This is a genomic window from Amycolatopsis benzoatilytica AK 16/65 (assembly GCF_000383915.1).
In the GTDB taxonomy this organism is placed as follows: Bacteria; Actinomycetota; Actinomycetes; order Mycobacteriales; family Pseudonocardiaceae; genus Amycolatopsis; species Amycolatopsis benzoatilytica.
This window is the reverse complement of the sequence record NZ_KB912942.1, coordinates 1,103,187-1,124,283: the sequence shown is the minus strand read 5'-3', so window position 1 is coordinate 1,124,283 and position 21,097 is coordinate 1,103,187. Positions and strand designations below refer to the sequence as shown.

General features: G+C 69.9%; 23 protein-coding genes. 8 read left to right on the top strand and 15 right to left on the bottom strand.

From position 1 onward, the window contains the following. Window positions 1-56: 56 nt before the first annotated feature. Together AMYBE_RS0105320 and AMYBE_RS0105315 are read left to right on the top strand one after the other, a co-directional pair. Window positions 57-677: a TetR/AcrR family transcriptional regulator gene (locus AMYBE_RS0105320; protein WP_020658309.1), complete on the top strand. Its 621-nt coding sequence runs from the start codon at window positions 57-59 to the stop codon at window positions 675-677. 71 nt (window positions 678-748) lie between these two features. After that, window positions 749-2,467 (top strand): AMP-binding protein, encoded by a 1,719-nt coding sequence (locus AMYBE_RS0105315; protein ID WP_020658308.1) that lies wholly within the window; start codon window positions 749-751, stop codon window positions 2,465-2,467. Between the two features lie 155 nt (window positions 2,468-2,622). Here AMYBE_RS0105315 and AMYBE_RS0105310 read toward each other — a convergent pair whose 3' ends face one another. Genes AMYBE_RS0105310 through AMYBE_RS0105295 form a run of 4 tightly spaced genes read right to left on the bottom strand, consistent with a single transcriptional unit; the run spans window position 2,623 to window position 5,161 of the window. Beyond that, window positions 2,623-3,762, bottom strand: a complete 1,140-nt coding sequence (locus AMYBE_RS0105310; protein WP_020658307.1) for a YbfB/YjiJ family MFS transporter — start codon at window positions 3,760-3,762, stop codon at window positions 2,623-2,625. Next, on the bottom strand, window positions 3,759-4,055 hold the full coding sequence (locus AMYBE_RS40885) for a muconolactone Delta-isomerase family protein (protein WP_020658306.1): 297 nt from the start codon (window positions 4,053-4,055) through the stop codon (window positions 3,759-3,761). Before AMYBE_RS40885 ends, AMYBE_RS0105310 begins: the two co-directional genes overlap by 4 nt. A 3-nt stretch (window positions 4,056-4,058) precedes the next feature. Then, window positions 4,059-4,421 carry a YybH family protein gene (locus AMYBE_RS0105300; RefSeq protein ID WP_020658305.1) on the bottom strand — a complete coding sequence of 121 codons (363 nt, stop codon included), beginning with the start codon at window positions 4,419-4,421 and terminating at the stop codon, window positions 4,059-4,061. Window positions 4,422-4,453: 32 nt separating this feature from the next. Beyond that, window positions 4,454-5,161: an SDR family NAD(P)-dependent oxidoreductase gene (locus tag AMYBE_RS0105295; protein WP_020658304.1), complete on the bottom strand. Its 708-nt coding sequence runs from the start codon at window positions 5,159-5,161 to the stop codon at window positions 4,454-4,456. A 135-nt stretch (window positions 5,162-5,296) separates the two neighbouring features. On the opposite strand from AMYBE_RS0105295, the gene AMYBE_RS0105290 reads away from it, so the two are divergent. The 6 genes from AMYBE_RS0105290 to AMYBE_RS0105265 all read left to right on the top strand — a co-directional run bounded on the left by AMYBE_RS0105290 (window position 5,297) and on the right by AMYBE_RS0105265 (window position 11,487). Continuing rightward, window positions 5,297-6,208, top strand: coding sequence for a LysR family transcriptional regulator (locus AMYBE_RS0105290; RefSeq protein ID WP_020658303.1), 912 nt, complete (start codon window positions 5,297-5,299; stop codon window positions 6,206-6,208). Between the two features lie 560 nt (window positions 6,209-6,768). After that, window positions 6,769-7,155: a roadblock/LC7 domain-containing protein gene (locus tag AMYBE_RS0105285; RefSeq protein WP_020658302.1), complete on the top strand. Its 387-nt coding sequence runs from the start codon at window positions 6,769-6,771 to the stop codon at window positions 7,153-7,155. Between the two features lie 54 nt (window positions 7,156-7,209). Then, a complete protein-coding gene (locus tag AMYBE_RS0105280; protein ID WP_027927391.1) occupies window positions 7,210-7,581 on the top strand; it encodes a hypothetical protein in 372 nt (123 codons plus the stop codon). Between the two features lie 28 nt (window positions 7,582-7,609). Then, on the top strand, window positions 7,610-8,266 hold the full coding sequence (locus AMYBE_RS0105275; RefSeq protein ID WP_020658300.1) for a hypothetical protein: 657 nt from the start codon (window positions 7,610-7,612) through the stop codon (window positions 8,264-8,266). Window positions 8,267-8,831: 565 nt separating this feature from the next. Further along, window positions 8,832-10,442 (top strand): M4 family metallopeptidase, encoded by a 1,611-nt coding sequence (locus tag AMYBE_RS0105270; protein ID WP_020658299.1) that lies wholly within the window; start codon window positions 8,832-8,834, stop codon window positions 10,440-10,442. 91 nt (window positions 10,443-10,533) lie between these two features. Further along, window positions 10,534-11,487 (top strand): M28 family metallopeptidase, encoded by a 954-nt coding sequence (locus AMYBE_RS0105265; protein WP_020658298.1) that lies wholly within the window; start codon window positions 10,534-10,536, stop codon window positions 11,485-11,487. A 5-nt stretch (window positions 11,488-11,492) separates the two neighbouring features. On the opposite strand, the gene AMYBE_RS0105260 is transcribed toward AMYBE_RS0105265, so the two are convergent. The 11 genes from AMYBE_RS0105260 to AMYBE_RS0105210 all read right to left on the bottom strand — a co-directional run bounded on the left by AMYBE_RS0105260 (window position 11,493) and on the right by AMYBE_RS0105210 (window position 21,064). Continuing rightward, window positions 11,493-11,732, bottom strand: coding sequence for a hypothetical protein (locus tag AMYBE_RS0105260; RefSeq protein ID WP_020658297.1), 240 nt, complete (start codon window positions 11,730-11,732; stop codon window positions 11,493-11,495). A gap of 24 nt (window positions 11,733-11,756) precedes the next feature. Continuing rightward, window positions 11,757-12,104 (bottom strand): VOC family protein, encoded by a 348-nt coding sequence (locus AMYBE_RS0105255; RefSeq protein WP_034287879.1) that lies wholly within the window; start codon window positions 12,102-12,104, stop codon window positions 11,757-11,759. Window positions 12,105-12,155: 51 nt separating this feature from the next. Continuing rightward, complete coding sequence (locus AMYBE_RS0105250) at window positions 12,156-13,406, bottom strand: alpha/beta fold hydrolase (RefSeq protein WP_020658295.1); 1,251 nt, start codon at window positions 13,404-13,406, stop codon at window positions 12,156-12,158. Next, window positions 13,399-13,653, bottom strand: a complete 255-nt coding sequence (locus AMYBE_RS0105245; protein WP_020658294.1) for a hypothetical protein — start codon at window positions 13,651-13,653, stop codon at window positions 13,399-13,401. The genes AMYBE_RS0105250 and AMYBE_RS0105245 overlap by 8 nt, the downstream gene beginning before the upstream one ends. 1 nt (window position 13,654) lies before the next feature. Then, window positions 13,655-14,293, bottom strand: coding sequence for a VOC family protein (locus tag AMYBE_RS0105240; protein ID WP_020658293.1), 639 nt, complete (start codon window positions 14,291-14,293; stop codon window positions 13,655-13,657). A 12-nt stretch (window positions 14,294-14,305) separates the two neighbouring features. After that, window positions 14,306-15,064: a maleate cis-trans isomerase family protein gene (locus AMYBE_RS0105235; RefSeq protein ID WP_020658292.1), complete on the bottom strand. Its 759-nt coding sequence runs from the start codon at window positions 15,062-15,064 to the stop codon at window positions 14,306-14,308. After that, window positions 15,061-16,584, bottom strand: a complete 1,524-nt coding sequence (locus tag AMYBE_RS0105230) for an FAD-dependent monooxygenase (protein ID WP_020658291.1) — start codon at window positions 16,582-16,584, stop codon at window positions 15,061-15,063. The genes AMYBE_RS0105235 and AMYBE_RS0105230 overlap by 4 nt, the downstream gene beginning before the upstream one ends. Further along, the gene (locus AMYBE_RS0105225) at window positions 16,581-18,251 is read right to left on the bottom strand and encodes a (2,3-dihydroxybenzoyl)adenylate synthase (protein ID WP_063710036.1); all 1,671 of its coding nucleotides are present in this window, start codon (window positions 18,249-18,251) and stop codon (window positions 16,581-16,583) included. Before AMYBE_RS0105225 ends, AMYBE_RS0105230 begins: the two co-directional genes overlap by 4 nt. Before the next feature lie 143 nt (window positions 18,252-18,394). Continuing rightward, window positions 18,395-19,081, bottom strand: a complete 687-nt coding sequence (locus AMYBE_RS0105220) for a TetR/AcrR family transcriptional regulator (protein WP_020658289.1) — start codon at window positions 19,079-19,081, stop codon at window positions 18,395-18,397. A gap of 10 nt (window positions 19,082-19,091) precedes the next feature. Further along, the gene (locus tag AMYBE_RS43230; RefSeq protein ID WP_211226798.1) at window positions 19,092-20,252 is read right to left on the bottom strand and encodes an alpha/beta hydrolase; all 1,161 of its coding nucleotides are present in this window, start codon (window positions 20,250-20,252) and stop codon (window positions 19,092-19,094) included. 209 nt (window positions 20,253-20,461) lie between these two features. After that, complete coding sequence (locus AMYBE_RS0105210) at window positions 20,462-21,064, bottom strand: GNAT family N-acetyltransferase (RefSeq protein ID WP_027927390.1); 603 nt, start codon at window positions 21,062-21,064, stop codon at window positions 20,462-20,464. Between the last annotated feature and the right edge of the window lie 33 nt (window positions 21,065-21,097).

The following is a 21,097-nucleotide window of genomic DNA, read 5'->3' as shown; positions in this document are numbered from 1 at the left end:
AGTGATTTCATATTCACTAATGGCGAACCGTAGCGCGCTGCTGCGATGATGACAAGATGACGACGACTTCCCCGGCCACCCGGCGCCGCCGCGACCCGGAGCGCCGGGAGCGGATCCTGACCGCCGCCGCCGAGCTCACCGCGCGGCGCGGCTTCCACGCGATCGGCATGGCCGACATCGGCGCGGAGGCCGGCATCGTGGGCTCCGGCGTCTACCGGCACTTCGAGAACAAGGACGCCATCCTGGTCGCGCTGCTCGACCGCGTGATGACCCGCCTGCAGGACGGGGCCGCGGCGATTCTCGCCGCCGGCCCGGACGACCGGACCGTACTGTCCGGCCTGATCAGGGATCACGTTCAGGTCGCCATCGAGGACCGCACCGTGCTGGCGGTGTATCACCGCGAGATCCACAACCTCCCCGAAGACGAGCGACGGCGGCTGCGGCGGCTGCAGCGGCACTACGTCGAGGACTGGGTCCACCTGCTCGCCCCGCTGCGGCCCGACCTCGCCGACGGCGAGCTCAGGCTGGCCGTGCACGCGGCGATCGGCGCGGTGCAGTCCACCCTGTTCTTTCGCAGCGGCCTGGCGTCAGAGCGACTCGCCGAACTGCTCGAGGAGCTGGCTCACGGCTGCCTCGGCGTCGCCGCACCGTCCACCTCGCGAGTGAACGGGGAGTAACTTCCCCCTTGATTTAGTGGCGCAGGTCACGGCATGCTGGTCGGCGGCAGCGACGGCGAAGGAGCCTCAGCATGACCGCGACGGATCCCAGCGTGACGGGTCTCCCACGTCATCCCCACGGCGCGGCCCTGCCCGACCTGGCCACGATCGACGTCGAAACCCTGCGCGGCCGCCGGGCGGTGCGGCGGTGGGAGCGCACCTCGGTCGGCGATATTTTCGAACGGCTCACCTGGAGCCGCCCGGATCAGGTCGCGATCGCCGGGGTCGACGGCGCGTACGGTGACGAGCGGTTCGCCGCCGTGACCTACCGGCAAGCCGACGAGGCCGCCAACCAGCTCGCGCACGCGCTCGCGAACGCGAGCCTCCGGCCCGGCGACCGGGTGTTGCTGTTCTGCGAGAACAGCGTCGAGGCGTTCGTCGCGAAGATCGGGATCGCCAAGGCGGGCATGGTCGCCGTCCCGGTGAACCCCGGCCTCGCCCCCGACGTCCTGACCCATCTCGTCGAGCTCACCGAGCCACGCTTCGCGATCGTCGACGCTGAGCTGTGGCCGCGGCTGGCGGACGTCGCGAAGGCCACGAACCTGCACGTCGGCGCCACGATCACGGTCGGCGGCGGACCGATCGCGGACTCACCGTCGTTCGGGGACCTGCTCGACGGGCAACCGGGCACCGAACCCGACGTCGAGATCCACGGCGACGACATCTTCCAGCTGCTGTTCACCTCCGGCACCACGGCCATGCCGAAGGGCGTGCTGCTCTCGCACAGCTACGTGCATCTGGGCGGGCTGAACTTCGCGCTGTCGTTGTCCCGCGGCCTGCGCCACGAGACGGACCTCAAGGTCTGCACGTTCCTGCCGATGATCTACCACGTCGGCGACACGCTCTTCACCTACTCGACCTTCCTCGCCGGCGGCACGCTCACCCTCGGCCGCCGCCCGGCGCCGGGGCCGGTCGCCGCCGCGATCGCCGAGTCGAAGGCCACCGCGCTGTGGGCAGGCTCGCCCCAGTTCGTAGCCGCACTCGCCGACGAGATCGACGCTGACCCCGCCCTGGATCTCTCCACGTTGACGACCCTCGTCTACGGCTGGGGCGCCCTCTCCCCGGCACTCCTGCGCCGCCTCGAAGCCCGGACCGCGCCCGGCTTTGTCACCGTCGGGATCTTCGGACAGACCGAAGCCATCGCCTGCCACCGGTTCTGGCCCACGGCGTGGCCGGAAGTGCACGCGCGCACGGCTCCCGCGGTGAACTACGTCGGCGTGCCCAGCGGGCTGCTCGCGTCCGACGTCGTCGACGAACTCGGCACCCCGGTCCGAGGCGCACCCGGCGAGGCGATCTACCGGTCCCCGGTGATGACCGCCGGGTACTACCGCGACCCGGCGGCGACACGAGAAGCCTTCCGCGGCGGCTGGTTCCACTCCGGCGACTCGGCCGTCGTCGACGAGGACGGCCTGCGCGCGATGGTCGACCGTTACAAAGACATCGTGAAAACGGGCGGCGAGAACGTCTCGAGCATGCGGGTCGAGGCGGTGCTGCACGAACACCCGGACGTCCTGCGCGCCGCCGTGATCGGCCTGCCGCACGAACACTGGGGCGAAGCGGTGACCGCGGTGGTCATTCCCCGCCCCGGCGCCGAACGGTCGCCGGAGGAGCTGATCGCGTTCTGCCGCGACCGCCTTGCCGGCTACGAGACCCCGAAGGCGATCGTGTTCACCGACTTACTCCCCGAAACAGTCGGCGGCAAGATCCTCAAGTACAAACTCCGGACCCAGTACGAGAACCTGTTCGGCTAGCGTCTCGTGGTTTCCTCGTCGTCTTTCCGCCTCTTGCGGGGTCCGCCGCCCGACGAGTTCCTCGCCAAGGTCCGACTCGTCCGGACCACCATCAAGGAACTCGTCGACAACCACGCCAAGCAACGGGATCAGGAGCGACCGGCCGAGCGAGGCGCTCAGTGGACCCGATGCGGAAACCCCGCCCGGAGCACCGCGGCGAAGACCGCTGCCCCCACGACGATCGCCGCACTGAGCAGCAACGCGGCCGGATACCCGTGGCGCAGCAAGGGCGCCGCCGCCACCGGGCCGATGATCTGGCCCAGCGAATACCCCGCGGTCAGCAACGCGACCGCGCGCGGGAAACCCAGATGCGCCCCGGTCGAGAGCGCCAGGTTCGCGATGCCCAGGAAGGTGGCACCGAACAGGACCGCGCCGATCAGGGCGATCCCGGCCCCGCCGAGCAATGCCGGCAACGCGATGCCGACGGCCTGTGTCAGCAGCGCCGCACCCAGAAGGCTCGGCCGCGACCATCGCCGGCTCAGCAATGCCCACCCGACCGCCGACGGCGCGGCCGCGAGACCGACCAGCAGCCAGGCGACGCTGCCCAGCCGGCCGGGCGACGCCTGGCTGATCGCGGCCACCAGGAACGTTCCCGCGATGATGTAGCCGACGCCTTCCAGCGTGTAGCTCGCGAACAGCACGCTGAACCACCGGCCGGTCCGCGGTCGCGCAGCGGCTGTCTCGGCGCTCGCGGCTACCGGCTGCGGCAACTGCCACGCCACCGCGGTGAGGACGGCGGCGAGAGCGGCGGTCGCCAACCAGGCCAGCCGCCAGTCGCCGGACGGCACGAGCAGCACGGTCAGACCGGACAACGCGATTCCGGCCCCGATTCCGCTGAAGGCCCAGCCAGACTGATGCGCGCCGACCCGGCTGAGCAACGAGTCGACCGCGAACACGAAAACCGCGCCGCTGGCGATCCCGGCGAGCAGCCGCAGCACGAACCAGACCGCAACCGAATGGGTCAGCGGCATCGCGGCCAAAGCGACCGTCATCATCACGAGGAACCACCGGTTCAGCCGGGCCGAGCGGCCCAACGCGGGCGCGACCGTGCCGAGCAGGGCACCGGCGAAGTTGCCGAGATAGTTCGCGGTGGCCAGCGTCGCGCCCGCCGACACGCTCAGCCCGGCGTGCGCCGTCATCAGCGGGAGAATCGGCGTGAACCCGAATCGGGCGGCCCCCATGGCGGCGGCGAGGGCCGCTGCGCCCTGGACGGTGTGCGCCCAGGCGTCGCGGCGGGCCAGGGTGCTCGTCGTCATCGACCGAGGCCCGGGTCGCTCGGGTGCGGGGCGAACGGCGTGACCTCGACGGTCATCCACTTGTGCAGCGGCAGAGATTCGAGCGCCTGCCGCAGTTCGGCCTCGCCGGCCGCGGCGAACAACCCGAAGGTGCGCCATTCGCCGGGCTTCTCCGGAGGTTTCCAGAGGCGCCGCAGCACGCCTTGCCCGGCGAGTTCTCCGGCCCGGATCGCCTCGCGCCGCCGCGTCTCGGCCACCGTCTCGTCCGGCGTCCCGGCCGGCACCGTCGTGCGCATGTCCACCAGGTACTCCATGGTTCAGCCCTCGATCCGGGTGACTTGGTAGTGCGTGATCAGCCATTCGTCCCCAGTCCGGCGCAGCAGAACGCTGAGGTACACCGGGATCCCCGGCCGGTCGGGGAACGCGAAGTCGACGTGCGCGTAGCCGAGCAGCAGATCGTCGGCGAGCCGCCGGGTTTCCAGCAGCGAGTAGCCGGCGGTGAGTCCCAGCGGCTGCCCCGCGTAGTACTCGGCCACCCCCGCCCGGCCGACCGAATACGGGTGCAGGCCGCGGAACACCGCGTCCCCGGCGAAGTACGTCGCGACCCGGCCCGGCTCGTGCGCGTCCACCGCGTCCTTCCACCGGTCCAGCACGCCGGTGAGGATTTCTTTGTCTTCCATGGCTTTTCTCCTCCGCTGTCCGGTGCCGGCGGTCAGTGCCCGGCGCTCTGGCCGCCGTCGACGTGCAGGATCTCGCCGGTGACGAAGGCCGAGTTCTCCAGGTAGACGACCGCGTCGACGACGTCGGAGACTTCCCCCATCCGCCCGACCGGGTGCAGCGCGGCGAGCGCGGCGTGGGTCGGCTCGGGGTGCATCGGAGTGCGGATCACCCCCGGGGACACGGCGTTGACCCGGACTCCCCGGCCCGCGTACTCGATGGCCAGCGACTTCGTGACCGCGTTCAGCCCGCCCTTGGTCAACGCGGCCAGCGCCGACGGGACCGCGGCGAGCGCGTGGTCGGTCAGGCTGGTCGTAATGTTGACCACGTGGCCGCCGCCCTGCTCGGCCATCACGGCGACGGCACGCTGGGTGAGGGTGAAGAAGCCGGTCAGGTTCACGCCGATCACCGCGGCGTAGTCGGCGGCGGTGTACTCGGTGAACGGCTTGGCCACGAACAGGCCGGCGTTGTTGACGACCGTGTCGACCCGGCCGAACTCCGCGAGCGCCCGGTCGACGATCCGGGGTCCGACCGCGGGATCGGCGAGGTCGCCCGCCACGGTCAGGATCTCCGCGTCGGCCGAGGCGGCGATCGAACGCGAATTCGCGACGACCGCGTAGCCGAGCTTGCGGTACGCGGTCACGAGTTCCGCGCCGATGCCCTGCGACGCTCCGGTGACGACCGCGACTCGACGGCTGTTCATCACGCTGCTCCTGGTGTCTGGTGCGGACCCGGACGGTCCGCGCCTTCGAAGCTTGCGTCCGCGCCTGCCCCGCCCGCCACGACTGGTTTCCTCTCTGCTGCGAGGCTGCGGCTCGCACCGCACTAAGCTCCGCGAATGGAGTTGCGCCAGCTCAGCTACTTCGTGGCGGTCGCCGAGGAACTCAACTTCGGCCGGGCCGCGACTCGGCTGAGGATCGCCGGACCGTCTCTGTCGCAGCAGATCAAGGCGCTGGAGCGGGACCTCGGCGTGCGGCTGTTCGACCGCGACCGCCGCTCGGTGGCGCTCACCGAGCCCGGCACCGCGCTCCTGCCGAAAGCCCGCGCGCTGCTCGCGCAAGCCGACGAGCTGCGCCGCACCGCGGCCGGCCTCACCGCCGCCGAACCCGTGCGGCTGGGCTACGTGAACTGGCGACCGGCCGACCTCGTCCCCCGCGTTTCCGCGGTCGCACAGGTACACGTGGACACCTGGGTGCTGCCCTCGCACGCCCAGGCGCGCCGGGTCGCCGACCACAGCATCGACCTGGCCATCTGCTGGGTCCGCGAAACAGACCTGACCGAACACGGCCTGCGCGCGCGACTGCTCGGCGCGGACCGGTTGTACGCGGTCGGGATCGGCAGCGGGCCGGTACGCGCCCGCGACGTCGTCGTGCTGGTGGACGCGGACACCGCGAGCTGGGAATCCTGGAACCTCTTCGCCGAGGAGTTCGCCGCCGATACCGGCGCCACCGTCGTCTCCATCGAAGACGGCGGCATCACCGGGGCCGCTTTCTTCGACCACGTGCGGCGGCTTCGTCGTCCGGTGCTGAACTCGCCCAAGGGCCAGACCTCGCCGGTGCCAGCGGATCTGGCGCAGCTTCCGGTGCACTCGCCGGCGCCGTACTGGACGTGGTCGCTCGTCTGCCGCACCGACGAAACCCGGCCGGGCGTCCTCGCGGCGGTGGAGGCGCTGGCGGACGGCACCGCGCCCAAGCTCGACCCGGCGACAGTGTGGCTGCCCTCGGCCGACCCGCACCGGCAGTCGCACTGAGCTTTCCGCACAGCGCATCGACGTCGTCGCGTTCAGGGGATCGCCGGTAACCGCGGCAGTCCCTCCAGCAGTGAGCCGAGCGCCGCGCGAAGCCGAGCGGGAACCGTGTTGGGCCAAATGGTCGTACAATTACTTTACGCGGGAGTAGTAATGGTGGACCCGGATTCCGCATCACCGCAGTTCATCCCATTTATCGATGCCTTGAAACTATTTTTGGACTAGTTGGGTGAACTACTGACAAGATGCGGACCAGGTCATTGCCCCACTGCGAAGACCGCCAACGGCAACTGGTCCGAACGTGTGATGCTCGCAATGATCTCGTGTCGCAGGTATGCGTTGAGTGGCGGCGAAGGTATCGTTCCGGCGCGAGAGCAACCCGAATGGCTGGTGATCAACTCCACCGCCCGGGTCCCTACCTATGAGTCAACTCGGAGCCACCGCTGGAACCTGATCGTCGCGCTGTCTCCGAATTAGACATGCGCAGCTCTCGTCAACCTCGCGGAGCGGGGATAACTTCGGGTGTTCGGGAAATACCACCAGAACCCTTTCACCCCTTTTTGATGCAGAAAGAAAAAATCGTGGATTTCGACGCGCTGGCCGCTGAGCTGAGGAAACTCCGGGAAACCGTCGCCGGGGTCACCGACTCAGTGCTCGCTGCGGTCGACGGGATACCGATCGTCGCCGACGCGGCGGAAGGTCTTGATCCCCTGAAGCTCTCCGCGCTCGCCGCCGCCGACCTCGGCATCGCCCGCCAGGCGTCCGAGGTGTGCGGCCAGGGCACGCTGAAACAGACCGTCGTCTTCAGCAGCGAGGGCTACATGGCCGTCTATGCCATCGGCCGGGTGGCTGTGCTGGTCGTGCTGGGAGACAAGGGACTCAACGTCGGACGCCTTCTGTTCGAGTCCCGGCCGGTGATCGAGCGGATCGGCGCGATTCTGGCCGTCTAGCCGATCACGGCGGCCGGCCCCACCACCCTTTTCACAGGAGGAGTTTGCGTAATGATGAGCATCGACACCGCGTTGAAGGAAGCCATGTCCATCGCCGGCGCCGTCGGCGTCGCGCTGGTCGACTACGACAGCGGGATGTCGCTCGGCACCAGCGGCGGCGGCGACTGGCTGGACCTGGAGGTCGCCGCGGCCGGCAACACCGAGGTCGTGCGGTCCAAGCTGAGGGTGATGTCCTCGCTCTCGCTCAACGACAACATCGAGGACATCCTGATCACGCTGCACCGCCAGTACCACCTGATCCGCCTGCTGAACTCGGCGGGTTCGAGGAACACGCTGTTCCTGTACCTGGTGCTGGACCGCGAACGCGCGAACCTGGCACTGGCCCGGCACTACCTCAAGCGCATCGAAGCGGACCTGCAGCTGTAGCCCTGACCCCACACGCGAGGAGGCGGTGATGGCCGGAGGCGGTTCCAGCGGCGTGCTCGGCATCGGCTCGGCGTTCATGACCGACCTCGGGTCCCTGTTCCCGGCGAGGATGAACCTCGCCGGGAACGAACTGGAGTTCACGTTCGTGCTCGCCGGCGACGGCTCGGAGTGGGCCCGGCTGCGGTCTGTCGCCGGCCTGGCCGGCCGGGTACCGCGCTTTTCCGTCGACTCGGGCGGACGCCGGCTCCGCGTCGAGCTCACCGGGACCGCGGTCGGCGCGCTGATCGTGCAGCCGGGCGACCTGACCCCGGCCGCGGTGAACGCGCCGCACCTGGGCCGGTGGCAGGACCGGATGGCGACCACGGTGCAGCTCGCCGTGGACGAGATCGCGCGCATGCTGTCGCGGTGCCGGTACCGGGCCGGCGGCCCGGAGCCGTTGATCGACCTGGAACTGGCTTACGAGCCGGATCGGGACTACCGCGCCCGGGCCGCGGACGTCCACGAACAGTTCCGTGCGGTCGTCGCGCCGGTCCGGCCCGTGCTGCAACTGCGCTGGCGTTCCGCGACCCCGGCTCAGCGCAAGGCATTCCGCGACGAGCTCCCTGACGCGACGGCCGTCCGCAGCTGGTTTCGCCGCCGGCGCACCATCAGCGTCATGGGGCTGGAGGTAGAACTGGCGTCGTAAGCCGGCGGGACGGTTCGCGCCGAGCCTGGCAGCGGCCGGTTCCGGCCGAGCGATTCCACCGGAATACCGCGCGCGGATCGACGTCAGCGCACCCGGCCGCCGACACGCCAGCGCGCTTTCCGGCTGACCGCGCCGAAACCGACCTGCGGCCCAGCGCACCGAGCAGGCGAGCCCGCGGCGGCACCCCCGGTCACCGCCGCCGCATACTGCGAAACCCGCCGTCGGACTCCGCGGTGCTCGACGCGCTCCGCATCGGCGGCCTCGCCGTCCCCGCCAGGCGCCGTCTCGATCCCCGATCGGACTCTTCCGACATTCGGACTGCTTACCGGACATTCCCTACGAAAGTCGCTCCTGCCCGGAATCCACCGAAAACCCCTGCAACAACGGGACAACTGGCCGATGTCCGGGCAATCCGAAACGTTCCGTTAGGCCGTTCGGCGCATTGACGCCCGGATGCGGTGATCGTTTACTCGGACGCGTTCGGACGGATACCCACAGTGAGCAGGCCGAGCACGTTCCGCTCTCTCCGCACCCCATCGTCCTGCCTTCAGGGAAGGAAACCTCGATGCCCCATCGCGGATTCACTACCGGCCTGGCGGCTGCCGCCGGGCTCGCCATGACCCTCACGCTGCCGACCGCTCCGGCGAGCGCGGCTTCGCAGGCGCAGCCCTCGTCCCCGGACGCGGCCGCCGCTCGCGCCGCCGACCAGGCGGTCGCCTCCGGGCTCGGCGCGCTCAACCGCGGTCCGGCCGAAGCGTTCCGGCGCGTCGGCCTGATCGCCGGCGGCGGCGGGCTCTACTACGGTGCCTACGAGCGCACCTACCAGGGCCTGCGGGTCGTCGGCGGTGACGCGGTCGTCGTCGCGGACGGGGCCGGGAACGTGCGCGACACGAGCGCGGCGGAGACGTCACCGATTTCCGTTGGGACGCAAGCGGTTCTCGAGGCCGCCAAAGCCGTCGGGACAGCGCGCGCCCAACTGCCCACTGTGGACAGCGTGAGCACGCCGGAAAAGGTGGTGCTGGCCGGAGCCAACCCGAAGCTGGCCTACGAGGTCGTCGTCTCCGGGCGCACCGCTACGGCGCCGAGCAAGCTGCACGTGTTCGTCGACGCCGCTACCGGCGCGATCCTCGACAAACGAGACGACGTCAAGACCTTCGCCTCCGGCCGCAAAGCGAAGCCCCAGCCGGACGCGGTCAACGCCGCGGGCACCGGAAACAGCTACTACGTCGGCAATGTGTCCGTCGACACGACTCAGTCCGGCTCCACGTACTCGATGCGGGACCCGGGCCGCCAGGGCATCAGCTGCGGCCGCGAAGGCGGATCCGTCTACAGTGGACCGGACAACAGCTGGGGCAACGGCTCGGGCACCGACCTGGAAACCGGCTGCGTCGACGTTCTCTTCAGCGTCCAGACCGAGTGGAAGATGCTGAAGGACTGGCTGGGCCGCGACGGCATCAACGGCACCGGGCGAGGCTACCCGGCGTCCGTCGGACTGAGCGACGTCAACGCTTACTGGGACGGCTCGTCGACGCACTTCGGGCACTCGCAGGACAACCGCCGCCAGGCCACCTCGATGGACGTCGTCGCGCACGAATTCGGGCACGGCGTCTTCCAGTTCACCCCGGGCGGCGCCGGTTCCGGAAACGAGAACGGCGGCCTGAACGAGTCGACCGGCGACATCTTCGGCGCGATGACCGAGGCGTATGCGAACAACGCCAAGGACCAGCCGGACTACGAGGTCGGCGAAGGCGTCAACCTCGTCGGCAACGGCCCGATCCGGTACATGTACGACCCCTCGAAGGCCGGCGACCCGAACTGCTACTCGTCGTCCATCCCGAGCACCGAGGTGCACGCCGCGGCCGGTCCGCAGAACCACTGGTTCTACCTGCTCGCCGAGGGTTCGTCGCCGACGAACGGCCAGCCGAAGAGCCCGACCTGCAACAACTCCAGCGTCACCGGGATCGGCGTCCAGAAGGCCGCCAAGATTTTCTACAACGGTCTTCTGAAGAAGACTTCCTCGTGGAATCACCGGGCCGCACGCAAGGCGACGCTGCAGGCCGCGATCGACCTGTACCCGGGCAGCTGCGCCGAATTCAACGCCACCAAGGCCGCTTGGAACGCCATCTCGGTGCCCGCGGTGAGCGGCGAACCGACCTCCTGCACGCCGCGCCGCTGACCGCGGCCGGGTCCCGCCCGGCCGCGCCTCGGGGCTGTCCCGCCGGGGCAGCCCCGAGGTCTCCCCACTCCACCCGGAGGATCTCACTGCCATGAAATGGAAGACACGACTCGCCGCCGGGGCCACCGCCCTCACGGCGATGCTGGGCGTACTCAGCGGGCCCGTGGCCACCGCCGCGCCCGAGTCGCCGCTCGCCGCGCCGGACATCTCGCTGGCCAACATCAAGACGCACCTCACCCAGCTGCAGGCCATCGCCCGCGACAACGGCGGCACGCGCTCCCCGCGTGGCGGCGGGTACGCGGCGTCGGTGTCCTATGTGGAGAATTTGCTCAAGAACGCGGGCTTCGCCACGAAGCGCCAGACCTGCACGAGCTGCCTCGGCCAGTCGCAGAACCTGATCGCCGAATGGCCGCAGGGCGACGCGAACCAGGTCCTCATGCTGGGCGCGCACCTCGACTCGGTGAGCGCCGGCCCTGGCATCAACGACAACGGTTCCGGCAGCGCGTCGATCCTCGAGGTCGCGCTGACGCTGGCCCGCACCAACCCGGCGATGGCCAAGCGGGTCCGGTTCGCCTGGTGGGCCGACGAGGAATCCGGCATGGTCGGCTCCCGGCACTACGTCAGCAGCCTGCCCGGCACCGAGCGCGCGAAGATCAAGACCTACCTCAACTTCGACATGATCGGCTCGAAGAACTGGGGCTACTTCGTCTATGACGACGTCGCCTCGGTCAAGGCCGTCTTCGACGAGTACTTCGCCTCGGTCGGCATCCAGACCGAGGGAGACTCCGAAGGCGACGGCCGGTCCGACCACGCGTCGTTCAAGAGCGCGGGCATCCCGGTCGGCGGTCTCGCCACCGGTGCCGGAGACATCAAGAGCTCCGCGCAGGCCCAGAAGTGGGGCGGCACCGCGGGCGCGCCGTTCGACAACTGCTACCACCGCGCCTGCGACACGACCTCGAACATCCCGGACCCGCCGCTGGAGAAGAACTCCGACGCGATCGGGTACGCGGTGTGGAAGCTGGCCGTCGCGGCGGCCCGTCGCTGAGCCCGTCACGAAACGCTCCAGGCCGGCACCGTCCTCATGGCGTCGGCCTGGAGTGTTTTCCGGCTGTCGCGGGCGGAAGAGACCTCCAGCCGGACCGTGCTCCGGCCGAAGATCGACGCGAAGGAAATCGTGTGGCCACGGCCAAAACCATCGAACAGCGCGCCATGGGCAAGCCCGTCGGCAGCCAGCAGACAGACCTCGGTGCCTTCGGCCTCCAACAGCTCGCGCAGTTCTTCGCGGTCCACGACGTCGCCTCCCCGCTCGCGGCCTCACTCCAGATGCGCGAGCACGTTGACCACCGTACCGCCCGGATCTTCGACGAAAAACCGCTTTACGCCCCAGGATTCGTCAGTCAGCGGGTAGGCGATGCGCAGACCTCGGCGGACCGATTCGGCGTGTGCCGCCTCGACCGCGGCCGGGTCGCCGAGGTCGATTCCCCAGCGCGGGACCACCGGGCCCGGCGGCAGGACCAGCACCTGCGCGGCCGGCGCTCCGGGACTGCGCAGGCCGAGCACCGGGTCGTCCATCGCGACCTCCAGGCCGAGGACCTGCTGATAGAACTCGCGAGTCTCGGCGTCGTCGGCGCCGACTGAGTAGGCGATGATTCGATTGACCATGTCGGCCAGCATCTCAGCCAGAGCTGGCTGACGGCTTGGAGAAATGGGAGATCAGGCCGTCGTGAGCGCTCCGGCCGGGAACCGGGCCCGCAGCCACTCCCCCATTTCCGCGCCGGCCAGGGTCGCGCCGGAGGTCATCCCTTCCCGCAGCGGCGCACCGAAATGGCGGCCCGGCACCCGCACGTGCGACACGTCCTCGGCGCCGCTGAGGTCGCGGAACCGAAGCGCGTCAGCCGGGAAGCAGGCCTGGTCGCCGGTCAGTTCCACGAGCAGCGTCGGCACCGTGACGTCGGGCAGGCAGGCAGCCAGGTCCGCGTTGCCCGAGATCGCCGACCACGTCGACAGCCACGAATCCGGCGTCGTCAGGCGGCCGAAGCCGACGACTCCGTAGTTGGTGAGGTCCGGGCGGCGGCCGAACAGCGAACCGTACGGGCGGTCGTTCGGGTCCAGCGAAAGATCGACCGAGCGCAGGTCTGCATCGGTGCGATACACCGTCAGGACGCCGGTGGCCAACGCGGTCCGGCGGTCGGCGGCATCGCGGGTTTCGCCGTACCGGTGCCGGGCCGCCGCGGACCGCTCGGCGAGTTCGCGGGCTCGCGCGTCGATCCGGGCGATCCGGTCGTACTGTGCTTTTCGGTACCTCGCGAGGAACTCTTCCGAATACGCGGACGAGCCGGGAGGTTCGGCGAAGCCGTTGGCCGCGAGGTAGGGGTCCAGGTCCGGCGACGCCGAACGCGGGTCCTGCTCGTCGACGACCGACGGGTCGATCAGCCGCAGCAGCAACGCGCCCTGGCCAGGATGCGGAGCCATCATCAGGAACCCGTCCGCGACCGGCATTTCGGCCTCTCCCAGCGGAACCGGCTTCCCGCTGGGGGTCCGCCGGAGCCGCTCGCCGGCCGGACGCGCGGCCTGCTGGAGGTAGAACGCGGCCAGTGCCGCGCCGCCGGAGTGTCCGATGAGGACTACTCGGGAGAAGCCCCTGTCCCGCAGGAAAACATTCCCGGCGGCCAGGTCGAGCAACGCTTGCTCGTGCAGCAGGGTGAGGTCGTTGCCGACGGTCCGGGTGCCCTGGGTCCACACCGCGTACCCCTGGCTCAGCAGCTCCGGCACCAGCACATGCTGCGAAAAGTCCTGGCGCGGATGCATCAGGACCGCCACGGTGGTCGCGCCCGGGACTGTCCTCAGCAGACCGTTGACGGTCGCGCCGTCGTACGTCGTGAGCTGGTGCGCGGTCGTGGTCGTCGCTTCGGGGGCCTCCGCCGGGGCTAGATACCGGCCGGCGCCGAGTCCGTTCTCAGCCATCGGCCCGCCTGTCGACCCGCAGTGCGTTCTTGTCGTGCTGGGTGATCACCGAGCCTTCCAGCCCGGCCACCGCGCTGTACCAGACCGCGTGCCGGCAGCCGGTCGCGCGCCGGTCGATCACGATGGCTTCCGGCGCGGTGATCCGGAAGTACGGTCCGATCCGGTCGACGGTGTTGTGGTCGTCCTGCCGTGCGACGTCGACCACGCCGATGTTCTCGGGCACGTCGAGGACGTAGAACCGGGCCACGTCAGACCAGCTCCTTCCCCGCCGGCTCCCACGACGCCGCCCGCTCGACGATCAGCTCGGCCTTGCGCGTCAGCAGCTGGTCCATCGACGGCGCCTCGCCGGCCACTACGTCGCACAGCGCCTGCAGAGTCAGCTCCGCGTCGAGGTCTTCCTGCGGCGTGACCGGGCGCAGCGCGCGGGTGATCTCGACCATGTATCCGTTCGGGTCGTGCGTGTAGACGGATTCGATGGTCTCGTGCATGACCTGCATTTCGACCGGCCACTCGGAGTCGTCCAGCCGGCGGCGGTACTCCAGCAAGTCGTCCTCGTCGGCGACGTTGATCGCCAGGTGCCTGCTGTCGGCGAAGAACTTCGGCGTGCCGTGCGGCAGCCGGGCCCACGCGTCGCCCGGTGCGGTCTGGTCGCCGGCCGGTTCCCAGCCGAAGTAGTAGAAGAACGCCAGCCGGTCGCCGCCGCCGATGTCGAAGAAGAAGTGGATGAAGTCCGGATGCCGTTCCGGGCCCCAGCCGGCCGCGCAGATCGAGTGGACGATCGGGAACTTGAGCACATCACGGTAGAACCGGACGGTTGCGGCCGGGTCGAAGGTCGGGAACGCGGCGTGGTCGACCCCGCGCACCCGGTGCACTGGCTTGTCGGTCATCGGGAACCCCTTTCAGGCTTGGACTTTGGCATCGGCGCGCAGCAGCGAACCCGCGCCGGGAAGGTCGACGGGCAGGCCAAGGGCGCGCAGGATCGAGTACGCGCCGGCGGTGGCCGCGGACAGCACCGGCAGCCCGAATTCCTCTTCCGCGGGCTGCACGAGATCGAGCGACGGCATCTGGACGCAGCACGAGAGCACCAGCGCGTCGCTGTCGCCCAGGTCGAGCTCGCGGGCCGCGGCCAGCACAGTGTCGCCCGGAATGCAGCCGACCTCGGTGTTGTCCGCGACGCCGAGCGCGCGCCAGCCGGTGATCGTGAAGCCTTCGGCTTCGAGGTATTCGACCACCGTGCGAGCGACGGGTTCGGTGTACGGCATGACCAGCGCGACCCGCTTCGCGGCCAGGTCGCCCAGCGCCCGCACGAGCGCACCGGCGCTGGACAGCACCTTCGTGTCCGATCCGCCGAGCGCGAGCTGTTCGGCGATCCGCAGCTCGGCGTCACGGTGCTCGCCGGCGCCCATGGCCATCACCGCGACCAGACAGGCGTACAGCAACACCTCCGTCTGCGCGTCACCGACCTCCAGCACGCACCGTTCGCGCTGCGCGTTCATCGCGCGCAGCTGCTCCGGGGTGACGGCGTGCATCCGCATCCGGCTGGCATGGAAAGAAAACTCGACGCCGGCCACCCGCTGCAGCAGCCGCGGCAGCTCGGTCTCGACGGTGACGTTCGAACTCGGCACGATCAGCCCGACGCGCCGGGAATTGCTGGTCACGAATCCTCCTGGGAGACAGTCACGAAATCGGCTCGGCCGGCGCCGACCGAGGTTGCCGCGAAGGCCCGCGCCGAGCGCGGCAGGTCCACCCCGACGGTCCGCCGGGTCTGCAGCCGGAGCCGCTCGGCGAGGTCCACGCGGGCCCAGAACTCGTCCGGTTTCCCGGTGACCAGCAGGGGTCCGGCGCCAGCGGCGAGCCGGCCGACCGCCGCGTCGGCGGCCTCGCCCCACACGTCCGGCTCGGTCCACCCGACCTCTTCGACCGGCCGGCCGAGTTCCGCCCGCGTGATCGCCCGTGCAGGAAGGTGGATTCCGTTGCCGCGCAACGGTTGCGCCAGAACCCACTCCGCCGGGTCGCCGGACGGCGCGGTACCCAGCCACTCCAGTGCCGTACGCACGACCTCCGGCTCCGAGGCGGCGTAGTCGGCCATGGTCAGATTGCCGGAGCGAGTCATGTAGGACAGGCCGAGCCGTTCGGCCGGCCAGTCCGCCCGCCAGCGGTAGGAATCCCACCACCGCTGGCTGCGGCCGGCGAGCTGTTTGAACCGCTCGACCGCGGGACGGCGGGCTCGCTCGTACGCGGCGAACGCGGCGGTCACCGAGCTTTCCCCGGCCAGCGCACCGGCCAGCGCGATCGCGTCCTCCAGCGCCAGCTTGGTTCCGGAACCGAGCGTGTAGTGCGCGGTGTGCGCGGCGTCGCCGAGCAGCGCGACGTTCCCGGTGTGCCACCGTTCCAGGTCGAGATTGACGAACCGGCTCCACCGCGTGCGGTTGGCGAGCAATTCCCCGCCGCGCAATTGGCCCGAGAGCACGTTTTCGAGCAGGCGCACGCTCTGCTGGTCGGTTTCGCCCGGCGCGGTCGCCGCGTCGAACTCGCCCAGCCCGGCCGCGGTCCAGGTCTCGTCGTCGACTTCGATCAGGAACGTGCTGCGGTCCTCGGCATACGGGTACGCATGCGTGACGAACAGCTGTTGCCCGCGCCGGGCGGAGGCGAAGAACGCGGACGACGCGGCGAACGGCGCGCCACACCAGACGTACCGCGTGCGGCCGAGGCTGGTCCGCACTCCCAATTCGGTGCCGAGTTTGGCGCGCGTCCCGCTGCCGACCCCGTCCGCGGCGATGACGACATCGCCGTTCACCGAGCCCAGATCCGCGCGGGAGCCGGCCCGGTACTCGACGCCGACCGCGGTCGCCGCTTCGGTCAGGACTCGCAGCAGCGCGGCTCGGCCGACCGCGAGGTTCCGTGCGCCGTGCAAGCAGACGGACCGGTCCCCGGCGGCGAACCGCAGTTCGTGCCCGACGTAGCTGACCTCCCGGACGCGGTCAGCGGTTTCCGGGTCGGCCTGTTCGAGATTGCGCATAGTGGCCTCGGTCAGGCCGACGCCGAATCCGAACGTCTCCTGCGCGCCGTCCATCCGCTCGTGGACGACCACCTCCAGGCCCGGGTCGTGCAGTTTCAGCAGCCGGGCGGCGTACAGCCCGCCGGGGCCGCCGCCGATCACGTTCACCCGCCGGGTCATCGGGCGCTCCCTTCGGCCAGTTTCGCCTGGACGTCCTCGCGCAACCGGTTCTTCGCGACCTTGCCGACGTTCGTCAGCGGCAGCGCGGGCACGATCTCGACCCGCTCGGGCAGTTTGTATTTCGCCAGCCCCCGGGCCAGCAGGTGCGCGGCCAGCGTCGCGACCGTCAACGGCGCCGCGCCGTCCTCCAGCACCAGGTACGCGCAGGCGCGTTCGCCCAGCACCGGATCGGGCATCGCGACGAGCGCGGCGGTGACCACGTCCGGGTGCGCGACGATGATCTCCTCCACCTCTTCGGCGAAGATCTTCTCCACCCCCCGGTTGATCACGTCCTTGATCCGGCCGTCGATCGAATAGCTGACGCCTTCCGCGGTCACGTGCCGCCGGGCCAGATCGCCGGTGCGGTAGAACCCGTCGGAGGTGAACGCGGTCCGGTTGTGCTCGTCGGCGCGGTAGTAGCCGCGGATCGTGTACGGCCCGCGCGCGGCGAACTCGCCGACCTCGCCGTCCGGTACTTCTTCGTCGGAGACCGGGTCGAGGATCCGGATCTCGTCGGCCGCGGAGATCGGCGCGCCGACCGTGTGGTGGCGCACCGCCTCGTCCGCACCGGCCGGCGTGACCAGGAACATCCCTTCCGCCATGCCGAACATCTGCCGGATCCGGATGCCCAGCTCGTCGCGCAGCCGCTCGGCGACCTCGACCGGCAGTCGCTGCCCGCCGACGACGAAATCGCGCAGGCAGGAGAAATCGGCCCGTTGGGCGCGCGCCGAATCGAGCAGCCGGACCGCGAGGGCGGGGGGCACGAGGGGCAGTACGTCCGGGCGGTGTTCGGCGATCAGGCCGAGGAGCGTGTCGACGTCCGCCGAGGGCGCGAGCACGAGCGTCGCCCCAGCGAAGATCGACGGCTGGAGGGCGAGCGAAATCCCGGCGTTGTGCATGAGGGGCAACGGATACAGGACACGGGAGTGCTCGTCCATCGCCATCGCGGCGGCCCAGGCACGGGAGTTGTAGGCGTATTCCTCATGCAGCCGCGGAGCGACCTTCGGCAGGCCGGTCGTCCCGCCGGACAGCTGGAAGACCGCGGGGCTGAGCAGGTCGGTTTCGAGATAGGGCAACGATTCCCGGACCGGTTCGCGCACCAGCCGGTCGTAGGTCCCTGCGGTGCCGATCGGCTCGCCGCGACACGTCACCACCTCGGCGATCGCGCCTTCGGCGAGGAGCTGTTCGGCCTGAGCGCGCAGCCGCCCGTCGCGGAAATCGGCCTGCACCAGGAGAGTGCGGGCGCCGACGTGCGCCGCGAGCAGGGAGATCTCGCGCGTCCCGTGTTGCGGCAGCGTGCACACCGGCGGCGCTGCGGCGAACAGGCAGCCCAGGTAGGCGACCACTGTCTCGGCCACGTTCCCCATCTGGAACAGCACCGGCTCGCCCGGCCGGGCCGCGCCGGAGCGGAGCAGCCCGGCCGCGAACCGCTGCGCTTCGTCGAAGAGTTCGTCGTAGGTCCACGTGCGGCCCTCGGACAGCAGCGCGGTCCGCGTCCGGTGGCGGCGGGCGGCGTCGAGCAGTTCCGCCGGCAGCGACCGCCCCGCCCAGAACCTGGCACGCCGATAGGCAAGCACGCTGACCTCGTCGTACGGGGTCGTCGGTGGTGCGGGTGGAGGCAACGTCATGGGAACGACGGTAAGCCGGTTCAGGCGAAAGTTCAATAGCTATGTCGAAGATTCGACGTCCATGTCACAGTGTGCGCCTCCACGCTCGGACACGAAAAAGGCCGTGCGACGCTGATGCGCCGCACGGCCGGAGTAGAGCCCGGTCAGCCTTCGAGGCGGTCCAGGAGCGCGCGGATCTGGTCGATCGTCTTGGCGTCCTGCCGCCCGCGTCCGGTGTGATCGCCGGCCGCGAGCATCGCCGTGGACAAGCCGGTGATGGTCGCGACGACCGCTTCGATGTCCGAGCCGGGTCGGAACCACCAGGCGACCCAGTTGCACATGCCCAGCAAGGACAACGCGGCGGTGCGGGCGTCGACCGGACGGAACTCCCCGGTTTCGATGCCCGCCTCCACCAGCGCGGTGAACTCGCGCAGGACGGTGCGCTTCGCTTCGAGGTGCTCGCCCGCGAGCGGTTCCGGCAGGATCGGCTCGGACCGGTCGAGGATGCGGAACTGATCGGAATGCTCGGCACGCTGCCGCACGATCAGCCCGACGACGTCGGCGATCTTCTCCGACGGCGCGAGGTCGTCGCGCTCCTTGAACTGGGCGAGCACCTCGGCGAAACCGTTCGTGACCTGTTCGACGAGCATCGCGAGCAGGTCTTCCTTCTTGCTCACGTAGTGATACAGCGCGGGCCGCGAGATGTTCAGCGCGTTCGCGATGTCCAGCAAGCTGGTCGCCTCGTAGCCCTTTTCCGCGAACAGCCGGGTCGCGGTGTCCAGGAGCTCCGATGTCACCAGCGTGCGGCGCAGCTCGCTGCGTTTTCCCTTACCTCGCTCGGCGGTGGACATGATCCGCAGCTTACCCGCGGGCTCCTCCCACGCCGTGGATGCCGTGCTCGCCGAGCCAGCGGACGATTTCGTTCAGGTAGTCGAGGCCGCCGTAGCCGAGCAGGGTGGCGTGGCCGGTGTTCTGCACGATGTACTTGGTGAACACGCCCGGCCGGTAGAAGCCCGGTTCGGCGGCGGACATCGGATCGGTGTCGCAGTCGTCGGTGGTGCCGCACCAGATCTTGTCGTACTGGCCGGGCGACCACAGGATCGGCGCGTCGATGTTCTTCGTCTGGTCGGTGTAGGTGCGCAGGGTGATGTCCGCGAGCTCGGTCGCTGACATGGTGTCCTTGGTGGCGTCCTCGACGGTCAGCTGGCGCGGGTCGTACGTCGCCGAGGGACCGTAGAAGATGGTGCGCCGGCCCGGAATGCTGGTCAGATACGCGGGATCGATCGCCCACGGCCGGCCGGAGAATTTCGGGTCCAGCAACGCGGGATAGGCGAAGGTGCCCAGCCGGGCGACGGAAGCCGCAGTCAGCAGCCCGTGCCCGACAGCGTGCACCATCAGCGCGTCGACGTCGTGGAACGTGCCCGCCTCGACCTGCGAGGTGAGGCCGCCCATCGAGTAGCCGTTCAGAGTGACCGTGCCGAACCGCGTGCCCAGCCCGCCTTGGCGCAGGTACTGCACGATCTGATGGGTCGTGTTCGCGGCGACGTCGAAGTTCATGCTCGCGCCGAGCGGATGATCACTGCGGCCGTAGCCGATCCGGTCAAGATTCAGCGTCGTGAAGCCGCGCTGGGTCATGTAGCGGACATAGTTGTAGCGCTCCGGCTGATACGGCCAGTCGTAGTAGGTGTGGTCGTAGGTCCCGCCGTGGACCAGGATCTGCACTGGCTGCTTGCCCAGCAACGCCGGGTCAGCGGTGCACAGCTGGCCGAATTCCTTGAGCACGGCGGAACTTCCGGGCGATTCGGTGACCGGGAAGAAGTAGTCGCGGCAGTGCGCGCCGCTCGCCGAGGTCACGTTCGCCAGGTCGGTCGCCGCCGGGATGCCGGGCAGTCCGGACACTGCCCGCGGGGCCAGCGGCCAGCTGTCGGCCGCGCTGGCCACCGCGGTGGCGCCGGCCAGCGCGAGCACCGCGGCAGACATCACCGCCGCCATCCGGGACATACGTCGTTGCACGATGCGCACGGTGATCTCCCTCCGGCGGGCGGGCCCCTTCGCCCACCCGCGTTACGTTCGCGTCATGTTATCGACGTGAACGTCGAAGTCAAGGGTCGGCGCAGGTGAAAGCGCTGCGTTCGGCCTTTCGGGGCGGCCGGAACGCAGGAGAGCAGAGGAGCTGCCGGAGTTTCTGGTCCGGAGCGGAAGCACTTGCGGCGCGCGGAAAAACCCGCCGGTTACTCGGCGATCCGCAGACTGGTGCGGCGGTGGCGGCCGGGGCGCTCGATCCGCCAGTGCCGACCGCGCGACGGACGACCGGGGCCGCGTGCGGCCGAGAGGGCCGGGTGGTGCGCGGCGAACTGCTCGGCGGTGATGCTCATCAGCACCGGGTACTTGATCTCGCCGCGCCGCAGCTCGACGTCGCGCGGCCGGGCCGCTTCGCGGAAGCCGAGTTCGCCGTGCAGCGCGAGCGACGCGAAGTTGCTGCCGTTGACGCTGACCTCGCACGCGCGGTACCGGCACCGCTTGAACATGAACGCCAGCAGCAGCGCGACCGCGTCCGCGGCGTATCCGCACCGGCGGTGCTGCGGGCCGATCCCGATGCCGTAGCTGAACCGGCCGGTGAACGGGTCGGTCTCGATCCAGATGGACCCGACCAGCGTCCGATTGTGCAGGGTTTCGATCGCGAAATGGAACCCGTCCGGGCAGTCCGCGGCGCTGATCCGATGCGTCGCCCAGTGCCGGTAGCCGCCGACCTGCAGGTCCCGCGCCCGTGCCCCGTCCCGGTCGAAACCGGTCAGCGTGCGCCGGTCGGCCGGGCGGACCTCGCGCAGCCGCACCTTCCAGCCGACCTCGTCGACCCGCCACCGGGC

Bases quoted from the DNA above. Each gene is read 5' to 3' on its own strand.
- AMYBE_RS0105320 (WP_020658309.1), top strand. From the start codon at position 57: ATGACGACGACTTCCCCGGCCACCCGGCGCCGCCGCGACCCGGAGCGC.
- AMYBE_RS0105315 (WP_020658308.1), top strand. From the start codon at position 749: ATGACCGCGACGGATCCCAGCGTGACGGGTCTCCCACGTCATCCCCAC.
- AMYBE_RS0105310 (WP_020658307.1), bottom strand. From the start codon at position 3,762: ATGACGACGAGCACCCTGGCCCGCCGCGACGCCTGGGCGCACACCGTC.
- AMYBE_RS40885 (WP_020658306.1), bottom strand. From the start codon at position 4,055: ATGGAGTACCTGGTGGACATGCGCACGACGGTGCCGGCCGGGACGCCG.
- AMYBE_RS0105300 (WP_020658305.1), bottom strand. From the start codon at position 4,421: ATGGAAGACAAAGAAATCCTCACCGGCGTGCTGGACCGGTGGAAGGAC.
- AMYBE_RS0105295 (WP_020658304.1), bottom strand. From the start codon at position 5,161: ATGAACAGCCGTCGAGTCGCGGTCGTCACCGGAGCGTCGCAGGGCATC.
- AMYBE_RS0105290 (WP_020658303.1), top strand. From the start codon at position 5,297: ATGGAGTTGCGCCAGCTCAGCTACTTCGTGGCGGTCGCCGAGGAACTC.
- AMYBE_RS0105285 (WP_020658302.1), top strand. From the start codon at position 6,769: ATGCAGAAAGAAAAAATCGTGGATTTCGACGCGCTGGCCGCTGAGCTG.
- AMYBE_RS0105280 (WP_027927391.1), top strand. From the start codon at position 7,210: ATGAGCATCGACACCGCGTTGAAGGAAGCCATGTCCATCGCCGGCGCC.
- AMYBE_RS0105275 (WP_020658300.1), top strand. From the start codon at position 7,610: ATGGCCGGAGGCGGTTCCAGCGGCGTGCTCGGCATCGGCTCGGCGTTC.
- AMYBE_RS0105270 (WP_020658299.1), top strand. From the start codon at position 8,832: ATGCCCCATCGCGGATTCACTACCGGCCTGGCGGCTGCCGCCGGGCTC.
- AMYBE_RS0105265 (WP_020658298.1), top strand. From the start codon at position 10,534: ATGAAATGGAAGACACGACTCGCCGCCGGGGCCACCGCCCTCACGGCG.
- AMYBE_RS0105255 (WP_034287879.1), bottom strand. From the start codon at position 12,104: ATGGTCAATCGAATCATCGCCTACTCAGTCGGCGCCGACGACGCCGAG.
- AMYBE_RS0105250 (WP_020658295.1), bottom strand. From the start codon at position 13,406: ATGGCTGAGAACGGACTCGGCGCCGGCCGGTATCTAGCCCCGGCGGAG.
- AMYBE_RS0105240 (WP_020658293.1), bottom strand. From the start codon at position 14,293: ATGACCGACAAGCCAGTGCACCGGGTGCGCGGGGTCGACCACGCCGCG.
- AMYBE_RS0105230 (WP_020658291.1), bottom strand. From the start codon at position 16,584: ATGACCCGGCGGGTGAACGTGATCGGCGGCGGCCCCGGCGGGCTGTAC.
- AMYBE_RS0105225 (WP_063710036.1), bottom strand. From the start codon at position 18,251: ATGACGTTGCCTCCACCCGCACCACCGACGACCCCGTACGACGAGGTC.
- AMYBE_RS0105220 (WP_020658289.1), bottom strand. From the start codon at position 19,081: ATGTCCACCGCCGAGCGAGGTAAGGGAAAACGCAGCGAGCTGCGCCGC.